9 protein-coding genes are annotated in these 13,002 nt (G+C 51.2%); 2 read left to right on the top strand and 7 right to left on the bottom strand.

The features are described from left to right. The 4 genes from murQ to ACEPST_RS11530 form a co-directional block, all read right to left on the bottom strand. Positions 1-909 carry an N-acetylmuramic acid 6-phosphate etherase gene (murQ, locus tag ACEPST_RS11545; RefSeq protein ID WP_204121492.1) on the bottom strand — a complete coding sequence of 303 codons (909 nt, stop codon included), beginning with the start codon at positions 907-909 and terminating at the stop codon, positions 1-3. A 385-nt stretch (positions 910-1,294) separates the two neighbouring features. Beyond that, positions 1,295-1,876, bottom strand: a complete 582-nt coding sequence (locus tag ACEPST_RS11540) for a PBECR4 domain-containing protein (protein WP_204121493.1) — start codon at positions 1,874-1,876, stop codon at positions 1,295-1,297. A 680-nt stretch (positions 1,877-2,556) separates the two neighbouring features. After that, entirely contained in the window at positions 2,557-4,206 is a 1,650-nt protein-coding gene (locus ACEPST_RS11535) for a peptide ABC transporter substrate-binding protein (protein WP_204121494.1), read from the bottom strand. A gap of 13 nt (positions 4,207-4,219) precedes the next feature. Next, on the bottom strand, positions 4,220-5,707 hold the full coding sequence (locus ACEPST_RS11530; RefSeq protein WP_395390864.1) for an amidase: 1,488 nt from the start codon (positions 5,705-5,707) through the stop codon (positions 4,220-4,222). Between the two features lie 1,011 nt (positions 5,708-6,718). Between ACEPST_RS11530 and ACEPST_RS11525 the strand changes: the two genes are divergently transcribed. Both ACEPST_RS11525 and ACEPST_RS11520 read left to right on the top strand, forming a co-directional pair. Then, complete coding sequence (locus ACEPST_RS11525) at positions 6,719-7,603, top strand: transporter substrate-binding domain-containing protein (protein ID WP_203646048.1); 885 nt, start codon at positions 6,719-6,721, stop codon at positions 7,601-7,603. A 19-nt stretch (positions 7,604-7,622) separates the two neighbouring features. After that, entirely contained in the window at positions 7,623-8,312 is a 690-nt protein-coding gene (locus ACEPST_RS11520; RefSeq protein ID WP_125763032.1) for an amino acid ABC transporter permease, read from the top strand. A gap of 74 nt (positions 8,313-8,386) precedes the next feature. Here the strand turns inward: ACEPST_RS11520 and ACEPST_RS11515 are convergent, their stop codons facing one another. From ACEPST_RS11515 to ACEPST_RS11505, 3 genes are all read right to left on the bottom strand, one after another. Further along, the gene (locus ACEPST_RS11515; RefSeq protein ID WP_204121496.1) at positions 8,387-9,109 is read right to left on the bottom strand and encodes a class I SAM-dependent methyltransferase; all 723 of its coding nucleotides are present in this window, start codon (positions 9,107-9,109) and stop codon (positions 8,387-8,389) included. A 182-nt stretch (positions 9,110-9,291) separates the two neighbouring features. Then, entirely contained in the window at positions 9,292-10,278 is a 987-nt protein-coding gene (locus ACEPST_RS11510) for a ribose-phosphate diphosphokinase (protein WP_204121497.1), read from the bottom strand. A 156-nt stretch (positions 10,279-10,434) separates the two neighbouring features. Next, positions 10,435-12,990 carry an ATP-dependent RecD-like DNA helicase gene (locus tag ACEPST_RS11505; protein WP_204121498.1) on the bottom strand — a complete coding sequence of 852 codons (2,556 nt, stop codon included), beginning with the start codon at positions 12,988-12,990 and terminating at the stop codon, positions 10,435-10,437. Positions 12,991-13,002: the final 12 nt, after the last annotated feature.

Here is a 13,002-nt window from a genome sequence, read left to right as displayed (position 1 = left end):
TTAATGTTGTGAATCGTTCAATTTAACCGCTTGCGAAACGTGGCCGCCGGTAGCTTCCAGCAAGGCCTTCGCCTCCGCAATGGTTCCCTTCGTTTCAATCAACACGATGGCGAGCGGCACGTTGTTATCTGACCGTTCCAAGGCCCGTTCTGCGGCCAAGGTGGACGTCTGGGTGGCTTCGGCAATAATCTTCTTGGCCCGTTCAAACGTCTTGTCGTTGGTTGGCACGACGTTGATCATCAGGTTTTGGTAGACCTTGCCCGTCTTGATCATGATGCCCGTGGACAACATGTTCAGCACCATCTTCTCGGCAGTCCCAGCCTTTAGTAACGTAGCCCCGGTAATGATTTCCGGTCCCACGACCGGTGTGATTGCATAGTCGGCTAGCTCGGACAGCGGGCTCCCCTCGATACAGGAAAAACCAATGCCCACGGCACCATGATCCTGCGCATACTGCAAGGCAGCCAACGTGTAAGGCGTCTGGCCGGAAGCGGCACTCGCAATCACCACATCCTTGTCGGTCAAGTCAACGCCAGCCATGTCGTTTTGCGCCAGCTCAACAGAATCTTCTGCCGCCTTAACCGTGTGGGTCAAAGCGTCCGTGCCCCCGGCAATCAAGCCAAAGGTCTGCTCGCCACTCAGTCCATAGGTCGGTTGCAGTTCGGTCGCATCAATCACGCCGAGTCGACCAGAAGTCCCGGCCCCCACGTAAATCAAACGGCCACCCTGATCAAAGAGTGGGTACGCAGCATCAATCGCCGCTGCGATTTGCGGTAATTGCTTTTGTACGGCGCGCGCTACGCGGTGATCCTCTCGGTTGATCGTCGCAACCATTTCTAACGTGGATTCTCGATCAATATGTGTTGACCGGTGATTCCGTTGTTCTGTCAGTAAATCATCAAATTGCATCGTGTCGGCCTCCAAATCCGCAAGTTTCACGGTTATGTATTCGCTTTCATAGTTACTATCCTAGGTATAACATGTTTCATATTTAATTTCAATTCGGATTTGATTTTCAGGCAAATTTCTTCACCATTATCGGAAAATAAAAAAGCAAATGACCGGTGCCATCCGCTTTCATGGAAAATCAAAATTTCACCTGTTATTTAGTTAACATTTACTAAAGGGTTGAACCTTGTTTATGCCTCCGGAGTGGTGAAAATTAAGCCTGCCACGAAACTGAAGTAAGTGACAACTTCAACTGCACAGGCCGTTCCCAAAGGCACGCACAAATTCATGTTTGAGAGCGCTTCTCAGTGTAATTTTCACTACGACCACTACCTAACGGACAGAACTAATCCACCCACTCTAACGAGCTAATCTTAGTTCTCCTACGTAAGTTGTATGAATTATTTAGACTCTCTGTGTGTAGTGTTGTGGGAACAAAAAAGTCTTTATCCTTAGACTTCCTGAATCCCAAAATCACTGATTCATGAGCTTTATTGGCAACAAAAACAATATCTAGTTTCAAACGATTCGGTTTCATGTCAGAGGTTAAAACCATCGGCACCAAATCTTGATCTAAGAATATTCGATGCATAATATTATAATTCAGCATTCTTTTCTTTGCTTCATGCCAACGCTGATTTTTCTTTGCATCACTCAACGTCCACGTTCCTGAATCCACTTCTGTAATTATTGCAGATGCAGATTTACTGCCCCGCCCCTTAACTTTTTCCCATCCCATCAAATGCGGTAATTGATTCTCAGAAAATACAATATCGAATTGACTCAATTGATTATAATTGGTTGTCAAATGAACTTTATGTCCAGAAAAACATGCCCTGTAGTCCTCTAAAATCATTTTAAAATCAATATCGGTTCCAGAACTTATAAGCAAATGATTTAAAGGAATACTGGTCACATCTCTAGTCATCAAAATTCACTCCTTCTACAAAAAAATACCGCCAGCCTATTAAAAAATAAACTGACGGTTCAAAGTTTAAACTATAGGTACGAATTGCGAAGCGTCCGCAATTAGGACTAGTGATCGGATATAAAGCCTCCGTCAGGCAACGTAGTGTACCTCAACTACGTCAATCTATAACAATTAAGAAAAGGGCAACTAGACGAGTATCTGCCTCTTCTTCATTTGCCATCTTAATATATATTTCTCTTCCAGTCAACTTTTTTGAACACTCCCAGATCATAGTTAACCTTATAAACTAGAGAAAGCCGCAATAACCTTAACCTCGCTACCAAGCGAATCAGAGGACCGGCCTCCAGCCATACAAAAGTCGTGTCAAGAAATGCCTTTCAGCATATTCTCTAACACGACCCACATAAACCATTTAATTTCAAAAAGTAAACCCGGAAAGCTCGAACAATACCGTCACAGGTTAATCCCGTGTCAGCCGTGAGGGCGGGGAAAATAGCCTCAGCCGTGGGATTTTCTAAGTGATCTCCTTAGAAAATGGCGACTTTGAAACTCGTTTTCCAGAGGTTCAAAGCGAGTCCCGAGACCGCCCTTTGGCTCGGGGCGTCCTCCCCTCCGCGTTCCAGGCTATTTTCCCCGCCCGGTAAGGCGCTGTAAGACACTAAATTAACCAGTGACCGTTACTTTTCGACCTTCATCCATTGGTAGCCACGACTCATCCCCGCCGGATTCCAAACATACCCAGAAACCTTGGAGTTCCACATTTCAACGGTAGCGGGTTGATACAATGGCACGACCCCTTGTTGCGTCATCAAGCGCTTTTCGGCGTTGACCAGGTCTTGGTAACGGGCCGTTGGGTTATTGGCGTCCTTGTTTTCTGAATCCTTCACGTAGCCGTCATACTTGGCATCCGAGAAGTCACCGTTATTGTTGGTGTTACCGGTGCTCATCAGGGATAAGAAGTTGATTGGATCGGCGAAGTCGGCGCCCCAACTGGACAGAACCAGTTCAAAGTTCCCGGCGTTTGACCGACTCAACCGCGTCTTGTAAGGCAACGTGTTGATGGTGACCTTAACGTTTGGCATCTTTTGCAGCTCAGCTTGGATGTACTGCGCCACCGTCTTGGTCACACTCGTATCATCCGCCAGCAACGTTAACTTCAGGCTCTTTTGACCGGAAGCCTTTAAGCCGGCCTTCATCAAGGTCTTGGCCTGCTTCAAATCGTAAGTGACCCCATCCTTAACGTAGGCGTCCTTAGCAAAATCAGTCTTCGTCTTTGGATTACGGGACAGGTTTTGCGAAACGAAGCCCATTGGTGCCTTGGACCCATCACGCAAAACGCTCTTGGCCAATTGTTGCTTATCGATGGCCATGGATAAGGCTTGACGCACCTTCAAGTTCCGTAAGGCCTTGACCTTCTTCTGATTCATCTGCATGTAGTAGGTGGTCCCGCCAACAAAGGTCTTCATGTCCTGATTGTTCTTCAGGTTGGCGACCTGCGTCCCATCCAGGGTCGTGGCGTCCAGTTCATGCTTCTGGTATAAACTCAACCCGGTCGAAGGATCAGCGACCACTTGGAAGTTCATCTTGTCCAATGTGATGGCCTTTTTGTCCCAGAACTTGGTGTTCTTCTTCAAGACCCAACTCTGGTTGGTCCCTTGCCACTTGGTCATGGTAAATGGCCCATCGTACGCCGTCTGGCTACTTGAATGACCGTTGTCGCTCCCGTTCTTCTCCACGACACTTTGTTCCTGTGGGAAGAAGGTTGGGAAGGCCAACAACAGTTTGAAGTAAGCGACTGGCTTGCTCAAGGTAACCTTCAAGGTGTTTTTGTTCACCGCCTGAACCCCTAATTGGTCCGGTCCGAGGTTCCCCTTTTGAATGGCATTATAATTTTTCAGACCGGCCATCAAGTACGCATACTCGGATGCCGTCTTGGGATTGACCGTCCGGCGCCAAGAGTAAACGAAGTCGTTGGCCGTTACGGCCTTGCCATCGTTCCAGTGGTTGTTCTGCCGTAATTTAAACACGTACGTCTTCCCGCCGTTAGACACCGTCGTCTTGGTAGCCATGGCGTTGATCAACTTTTCATTCTTGCCTAACCGATACAATCCCTCTTGCGTATGGTACAGCATGGTTAAACTCGTGGAATCTGCGGCCTTGGACACGTCTAGCGTGGTGACCTCAGATTTGGCCGACAACTTGACGGACTGATTCGTCGCCAACTGGCCGGACTTGTTGGTGCTGGACGTTGACTTGCCACAAGCGGCTAATCCGCCCGCAACCACCAACGCGACCCCAATTAAAATACTAACTTGCTTTCCCTTCAAAACTTTCGCTCCTCTAATCTAAAATAGTCTGGTGTAACAATTTTAACTTACCTGCGCGTTCGAATAAAGCCCCGAGCTTTAATAAAACCGCTTCCTGACCCTTTGCCGCATTAAATTGGATGCCCAGTGGTAATCCATCGGCGGTCACGGTCGTTGGTAAACTGATGGCCGGTTCCCCGGTTAAGTTGGCCTGTTGCGTAAATGGCGAGCGGGTCAGGGCGGGTAACCATTGGTCGTAGATCAGTTGCTTCTGTGCGGCTGGTTTCAAACTCGTGATGTCAGCCATCTTCGCGGCATTTTCTGCAGAAACCAAGGTGTCGCCGATCTTAGGTGCTGGCCAGGCGGTCGTTGGCGTCAGGATGACCGGATACTTGGCGTGTAACTGGGCCATTTGCCAGGCCGCCTGATCCCATTTGCCCAGAGATTGGCTGTACTCGGCCGCACTGGTATTCAGCCCGGTCTGATACAGCGCCCACGTCAGGAGCTCCATGTCGTCACGCGTCAATGGCCGGCCCATAGCGTCCTGCATATCGCCCATGAAGGCCGCCGTTTCCCCAGCGTTCATGGTGTAATAGCTTTCCATTAAGGCCACGCCATCGATGGGATTGTGAACCTCTTCGACGTCAAACCCTTCACTGGTTAAAAAGGCGACGGCCTCTTCGACCGCCTTGACAGCGTCCGGACTGACCGGTGTCCCCACTGGGGATTCGGTCGTATAGCCGATGACTCCGGGCTGAACCGGCTGATCCAACTGCGCTAAGAAACCTGGTTGTTCCAACGGTTGCTGGAAAACGGCCGCCGGTTGAATCGTTTGTAAACTGTCCAGTAAGGCCGCGGTATCCCGCACGGAGCGGGTCAGACCGAAGTCAATGGCTGCCCCTTGCCAGGAACGCCAATCGCCAGGGCCCACGGGGACGCGACCCCGTGTTGGCTTCAGGCCGATGGTTCCGGACCAGGATGACGGAATCCGAATCGACCCGCCACCATCACTGCCGGCAGCTAGAGGCACCATCCCTGCGGCTACCGCAGCCCCGGCACCACCAGAGGACCCCCCGGGTTGGTAATCCAGGTTCCACGGATTGTGGGCGTCGCCATAAATATCGGCGTCCGTGATATTTTTAAACCCAAATTCGGGGAAATTGGTTTGACCAATCACAATGAATCCGGCCCGTTGCAACGCTTCGACAAAGAAGTTCGTCTGGGTGGCAACGTTGTCTTTCAACAGGCGCGACCCGCTCGTGCTCGATTCGCCCTTCAGCTGTTGACCCAGGCCCTTCAAGAGTAACGGCACGCCCAGAAATGGTTGGCCGGTATCGGTTTGGGCCGCGGCTTCCTTTAAGGCTTTCTCTTTTCTAGTCGTAATCACCGCATTTAACTGCGGGTTCTGTTTTTCAATCTCGGTAAATGCTCGTTCAATCAGCTCTTGGCTGGTCACTTCACCGCTGCGCAACCGTTGTGCCCACGTTAATGCTGGTGTACCGATCCAATCCGTAATTGCCAAATCAAACGCCTCCTACAAATTTTATGTACGTCGCTCTGAGACCATAAAAATTGGGCCATCGCCATCGTTCCCGCCGGCGAATTCAAGGTGCCCAGCTGTGGGGAACGGTTCCAGACTGAAAAGCAGTCTTCCACCTCGCCTTGAAACCTCGCTAAGGTTCGCGAGTTTCCAAGGTCGTCCCGTGTTCTAGGCTGGGAAAGAACCCCAGCCAACAACACCAACACAGCAGGTCACCTTGATTCGCCTCTGGTCACTGATATTGACGCAATATTTTACGATTCCAGTACCGATTAGTGAGCGAGTAACCGTGTCATGCATTCATGAACCATGTCAATTCAATTTGAATAGTCTGTCAACAAGTCCTTTGACTACACGATTAAACCACTCACACTAAAAATTCACTTACTAAAAACTAGGACCAACTGTAACTATACCGCTTTCCAATTAAATTTTGTTGTACAGTGCCCCGCAATTTGCCGACTTTTCATAGTAAGAACGAGTTTTCTAATTTACTGATCTTTGTTTACCTGCAACACCAGCCAAAAGTCCTAACAAAATGGACTATTTGTGAATTTCCATTCCACGCTCTCTAGTACAAAGTCTCGATAGTTGTGTCTAATAGGCGCCCACAACACCACAGTCGCTGAAAAAGTTTTCACACTCGCATACATCAGGAGACGTCAACCGCCAAGTGTAAGTGCCGTGGCAAATCTGAGTGACCAGAGGCGAATCAAAGTTTCCTGCTGTGTCGGTGGTCTTGGCTGAAGTTTTTCATTCAGCCTAGAGCACGGGACGACCTTGGAAACTCGCGACTTTCAGCGAGGTTTCAAGGCGAGCTGGAAGACCGCCTTTTGGCTGGAAGCGTTCCCCACAGCAGGGAACTTTGAATTCGCCGCCGGGAACGGCAGTATTTTTTGCCACACCATTTGCGAACGCGACGGTTGTAAAAGCGTTTTCAAATAGTTATACTTAAAAAGTCTTAGGTCACAAATTGAAAGGAATGAAAAATTGATGAATAAGACGAAAAAATGGTTGGTTTTAGGTTTAGGTTTAAGCTTAGTGATGGGCGTCGGTCTCGTTGGTTGCGGGAAGAGCTCATCGTCGTCGGAGTCAACAAACACCAAGGTGGCTAACAAGAAGACCTTGATTGTGGCAACGTCCGGGACTTTGTATCCCACGTCATTCCACACCTCTAAGAACAGTAAGCTGACGGGGTATGACATTGAAGTTGTCCGTGCCGTCGCCAAGGGTCTGCACAAGAAGGTTGAATTCAAGGAACTCAGCGTTGACGGTCAATTAACGGCGGTCAACACGGGTAAGGCAGATATGGCGGCTAATGACTTTGGGTTGTCCCCTGCCCGGAAGAAGCAGTACGCGCTGTCCACGGTGTACAAGCACTCCTTCAACAGTATCATGGTCCGGAACAGCAATGACTCCGGCATCCACAACTGGTCAGACATCAAGGGTAAGAAGTCTGCTGGTGAAGCCGGAACGGGTTATCAACGGTTGGCCCAACAACTTGGTGCCAAATTGGTCAACTATGACAACGTTTCGAATGATGTTTATTTGAAGGACGTTAAAAATGGCAAGACTGATATGATCATGAACGACTACTACCTGCAAAAGCTGGCGTTGAAGGCTATTCCGAACAACGGTCTGCATTTGGTCAAGAACATGTACTTTACCACCAGCGATGATGGTCAGGGTGTGGGGATCTTGATGAAGAAGAGCAACACCAAGCTGAAGGCCGAAGTCGACAAAGAAGTTCAAAAATTATTGAAGAACGGTACCATCAAGAAGATTTCTGAAAAGTACTATGGCGCCGATGTTACGAAGAAGCCGAACGTAAAGATTTCTAAGAACTTCACCATTAAGTCTAAGTACACGGGTCAATAGAAAGTCAGGTGACGCCACTGTGCTAAAATATTTCTCGATTCCGGGATTTTTTAACGCCAAGTTGGCTTGGTCATCCATCCCCCAGATCCTGGCGGGACTGCCGATGACCATCTACCTAACTTTAATGGCCTTCGTGCTGGCCACGATTCTGGGGATGTTCCTGACGCTGGCGCAACTCAGCCACATTCGGGTACTGCACTGGATTGCCCGCGCTTATATTTCCTTTATGCGCGGCGTGCCCATGCTGGTCGTCCTGTTCATCGTCTACTTTGGCTTTGGTCTGACCGCCATTCCCGCCGCCATCATCTCGTTTACGATTGGTGCCGCGGCGTTCGTGTCCGAGGTCTTTCGGTCCTCATTTCTGGGAATCGACCACGGTCAGTACGAAGCCGCCTACTCGATTGGGTTGCCCTATCGCAAGGTCATGCGCCTGATTATCATTCCGCAGGCCTTCCGCATCAGCATTCCAGCCCTCGGCAACATTCTGCTGGACATGTTCAAGGGCACCTCGTTGGCCGCCATGATTACCGTGACCGAAATGTTTATGGACGCGAAAATTGTGGCCGGAGCAAATCAGGACTACATGACGATCTACATCACGATTGCCATTCTCTACTGGCTCTGTTGCGTGGTCTTAACGGCCGGGCAGAACTGGCTCGAGCGGTATTTAGATTATGACCGGAAATCAATTCATATGAAAATGATTTAACGTTAAAGGGGTCCCACCGACTTGGTGGAACCCCTTTTGTACAAAATAAAATTCCGTCACCACTGACAGCTGATTTACAACTTAACCCCGCGCACCAAATAGCTGTTCATCCAGGGGCCAGACCACCAGCCGTTGATGCCCAGCGAATGGGCTTCCCGAACATCCAGATGCGCCGCACTGAGAATCTGACGATACTCAGCGGCGTGATGGCCAGTGTCGATGATGACCAACTGGCCGCCTGGTTTCAACACCCGGACCGCCTCTTGTAACGCCTGCTGTCGTTGCTGGACGCCATGAATATTATGCAACGCAAAACTGGTGGTGATGACGTCAAATTGGTCGTCCGGAAAGGGCAAAGCCACCATGTCGCCAGTCACTAATTTGACCCGGTCGGTGAGTCCTAATGCCGTCACATTTCGCTGGGTGACTGCCGCGGCGTTATGCGACTGGTCGCGTGAATGCCACAAGTCCAGCCCCACGGCTTGTCCCGACTTTTCTAATTTCCCGGCCAACCGGGTTAACAGCGCCCCCCGACCACAACCGAGATCCAGAATCTGGTCGGTCGCCTTCACACCCAGTCGCGGAATCAGCTGATCAAACAACCGATACTTTCCGCGAACCGTGGTATGTAAGAAGAGGCCCCCTTCGATGAACACGATGACCGCCGCAATCACCTCTAGGACGATGGGTGCCGCTGGTCGCAACACGTAGCCCTGCACAAACAAAAAGACCGCCGCCAACAGATACAGCACGGGAACGAGTGGCGCATCGATCCCAAAAGCTTTCCAATTAGACATCATTCTGACCTCCCCCCAATTTTCACAATCACCCCGATTCGTTCATTATAGCTAACGCACAAAAGGTTGTAAATTCCCTTTACCAAGCCTGTACATTAACTTTACTAAATCTGTATATTAGCTGTTACGACGAAAAAAAGTGATTGAGATTATTTCTCAACCACTTCATTAAATTCATTTTTTTATTGTTCTTGGCGCTTAAGTGCCTTGTGGAACAGGGAATCGACGGGTTCTTCATGGTAAATCAGGTCGATGGCCTTCCCAAACATTTCGCCCACGGACATCACGACAAACTTGTCGCTTTGCTTGTCCTCTGGCAATTGAATGGAGTCGGTGATGACAACCTTCTTCAACACGGAATCGTTGATGCGTTGGGTCGCGTCACCGGACAGAACCGCATGGGTCGCTGCCGCGTAAACGTCCGCCGCACCGGCCTTCTTCAAGGCATCAGCGGAAACGGTGATCCGGATGGCGGTATCAATGATATCATCCACCAGGATAGCGTGCTTACCCTTCACATCCCCAATGACAGCCTCAGGATGCGCCGCATTTTCCGTATCGGAACGGTTGTCAATGATGGCAATCGGGGCGCCTAAGAGTTCAGCTAACCGCCGGGCCCGACTGACACCAGCATGGTCAGGCGCAACCACGACGATATCCTCATCAGCCAAGGTCGTGCTGTTTTCAAAGTAGCTGGTCAGTAACCGGTCACTCTGGAGGTGGTCAACGGGAATGTCAAAGAATCCTTGCAGCTGAGCCGCATGCAGGTCTAAGGCAATGACCCGGTTGACACCATCCATTTGTAGCAATGACGCAATTAACTTGGCCGTAATGGGTTCGCGGGAACGGGCTTTACGGTCGGCCCGTGAGTAACCGTAGTACGGAATGACCACGTTGATTTTCTCAGCGCTGGCTCGCCGTGCGGCATCCACCATGATCAATAATTCCATCAGGTTCGTGTTAACCGGATCCGAAACGGATTGAATCAGGAACAATTCATCCCCCCGAATACTTTCGTCAATACTGATCTGAATCTCACCGTCACTAAAGTGCTTGATTGTTGACTTCCCTAATTCGACACCTGCCGCCTTCGCAATCTTTTCGGCGAGTGGTCGGTTCGAGTTCAAAGCAAAGACTTTCATTCTGCCAGCTTCGACGTGTTCTGCCATAACAGCCTCCCTGTGGGTTTTCCACAAATTCGTATATTTTACGGACTACCGGGCACTGGTCATTTTCATCAGACCAACTGACGCCCAGTAGCGCGCTTTTTTCTGTCTTTATTATCGCAATCTTTGACCGGAAACGCAACGCTTGCAACCGCTATTTTATACGGATGGCATAAATTGTTTGGGTGACACACCCTGCATCCCGATCATGGGGTCAATCTTTCGGCTCAAGACCAGCTCCGGCGTCAAGCGGTAATCCGTTGGCGTCGTGGGTTCTGGGGTGTCAGTCGACGCGACATCCGCCGTGACGGGCTCGGACGTTTCCACCTCAGCCGTGGTTGGTGCCGCAGCCGGTGCCGGCGTCTCGGTCTCAGCAGCTGGCGTTGTTTCTTCCGGCTCCGCAGGCGTCACGGGCGTCCCATCTGGGTCCAGTACCGTTTGAATCCGCGTTGTCAGCGTGGTGTTCCGGTTGACGCCCAGGCTGGTGACACAGGCCTCGAAGGCCCGCGACTCACCCAGGAGAATCAGCATGTCCGCTGCCCGCGTGACCGCCGTATACAGCAGGTTTCGTTGGAGCATTCGGTTGTACTGGCCAACCATGGGCAGGATCACCATTTTAAATTCGGACCCCTGTGACTTGTGAATCGACATACAGTAAGCCAGGGTCAGCCGGTTCCAGTCGTTGCGGGCGTACGTGACCTCGGTCTGCTCAAAGGCAATTGTCAGCTGGTCACTCTTGACCTCGCTGTGCTTATCGCTGGCCAAATCGATCCCAGTGATCACCCCGATATCCCCGTTGAACACGTTGTTTTCGGGGCTGTTGACCAGGTGCAAGACCTTGTCGCCAATCCGAAATTTCTGGTTACGGAACTCAACTTCCTTGGTCCGTTCAGACTTTTTCGGGTTCAAGATATCCTGTAATACCACGTTCAAGCGGTCAATCCCAGCTGAGCCGCGGTACATGGGCGCCAGCACCTGAATATCGCTGGCGGAAAAGCCCTTGGCGTGGGCCTTCTGAACGATTTGGTCGATCACGCTCTCCACCTGATTGGCGTGACAGGCGATAAACGACCGGTCCTTTTGGTTCTTGGTGAAGTCAGCCGGTAGTTTCCCCGACTTAATGGCGTGGGCCAACGGGATGATGGACGAGCCATCCCCCTGCCGGTAAATCGTATCGAGCTGAATCTTTTGCAGCTGGTCACTGGCCAACAGGTCGTGAAAGACCTGACCGGGGCCGACGGATGGCAATTGGTCCTTATCACCGACCAGTACGACCTGCATTCCCACGGGTACGGCCCGCAAGAGCGTCTTCATCAGGTAGACGTCGACCATCGACATTTCATCGATGATCAACAGCCCGCCCTCTAAGTCGTTGGTAGCCGCCTCATCCAGGTTGTCTTCCCGACCGGTCAGGCCCAGCAGACGGTGAATCGTGCTGGCCGGTAAGCCGGTCGACTCGCTCATCCGTTTGGCCGCCCGGCCGGTTGGGGCGGCTAGGAGGATTGGAAATGGTTTTTCCTTGTACTCATTGATATCCAGCGAGACCTCGTGCATGCGGGCGTACAAATTGACCAGTCCGCGAATGATGGTGGTCTTCCCGGTCCCGGGTCCCCCAGTCAGCAGCATGACCTTGGCCTGGATAGCCGCGGTCAACGCCGCCGTTTGGGACTCATCATACACGATGTCACCCTGCTTCTCCACGATACGTAGTTGCTTACGGATGGCGTCATCGTTGAACTTGGCCGGCGAATCATCCGCCTTTAATAACCGCTGAAGGTGCTCCGCAATCTGCCATTCGGCGTCATAGAGCGTCTTCAAGTAGATTCGCTGGTCATCGCCCACAACCTTCTGTTCCTTGGCCAGTTCCAGCAGTTCATCCGCTAGTTTGGCTGGGTCCAGGCGAACGTTGCGTGAATTTTCCAACAGGCTCAACGCGTTGGCCAGTAACGGTTTAGCCGTGGTATAGGTATCCCCGTTAGCCACCGACAGGTCGTTGAGCGTCTGTAGCAGGCCGGCCCGCAACCGTTCGGGCTTATCCGCCTCGTAACCCAGCTGGGTGGCGATTTGGTCTGCCCGTCGGAAGCTGACCCCGTTGATGTCTTCGGCCAATTGGTACGGATTCTCGTGAATCACGTCCAGCGTTTTTTCCTGATACCGGTTGTAAATGGCCGCGGCCAACGTGCTCCCGAAGCCGTAACCGTTGAGGCCGATGATGATCTGTTCCATCCCGTTATTGGTCTGGAGTTGACTGATCAGGGTCGCCGATACCTTGGGCGACAAGCCAAGTGGCTGGAGCACCGCCGGATCGTTTAAAATTTCTTCAATAGCGTTGGTGCCCAAAGCATCCACAATTTTCTCGGCCGTCTTCTTGCCCAGCCCGGGAAAGTCGTCGCCGCTTAAATAGCCCACGACGCCGCTGCGGGTGGTTGGCGTTTCATTTTGATAGTTATCCGCCTGAAACTGGACCCCATACTTGGGGTGTTCCACGCGCTTCCCCGTGAAGCGGTAGGTCACGTCGTCCTTGATATCGGCAAAGTTCCCGGTGACGACGATTTCGTCCTCGTGCCAGTCCATACTGGTCTCGGATACCTTGACCAGCATGACCTTGTAGAAGCTATCGTTGCTGGCAAAAAAGACCGCACTGACGGTGCCGACCACGTAATCGGCCTGAGGCGCGCCACTTTCTTCAAATAAATCGAGCGATTCGGTTGCCATCTGTGCGCCTCC

Source organism: Levilactobacillus sp. FUA 3915 (assembly GCF_044053135.1).
GTDB lineage: Bacteria > Bacillota > Bacilli > Lactobacillales > Lactobacillaceae > Levilactobacillus > Levilactobacillus lanxiensis.
This window is presented reverse-complemented; position numbering and strand designations above follow the sequence as displayed.

Excerpts from the sequence above, each read along its gene's own strand:
- murQ (WP_204121492.1), bottom strand. The coding sequence starts at position 909 with ATGCAATTTGATGATTTACTGACAGAACAACGGAATCACCGGTCAACA.
- ACEPST_RS11515 (WP_204121496.1), bottom strand. The coding sequence starts at position 9,109 with ATGTCTAATTGGAAAGCTTTTGGGATCGATGCGCCACTCGTTCCCGTG.
- ACEPST_RS11505 (WP_204121498.1), bottom strand. The coding sequence starts at position 12,990 with ATGGCAACCGAATCGCTCGATTTATTTGAAGAAAGTGGCGCGCCTCAG.
- ACEPST_RS11525 (WP_203646048.1), top strand. The coding sequence starts at position 6,719 with ATGAATAAGACGAAAAAATGGTTGGTTTTAGGTTTAGGTTTAAGCTTA.
- ACEPST_RS11540 (WP_204121493.1), bottom strand. The coding sequence starts at position 1,876 with ATGACTAGAGATGTGACCAGTATTCCTTTAAATCATTTGCTTATAAGT.
- ACEPST_RS11510 (WP_204121497.1), bottom strand. The coding sequence starts at position 10,278 with ATGGCAGAACACGTCGAAGCTGGCAGAATGAAAGTCTTTGCTTTGAAC.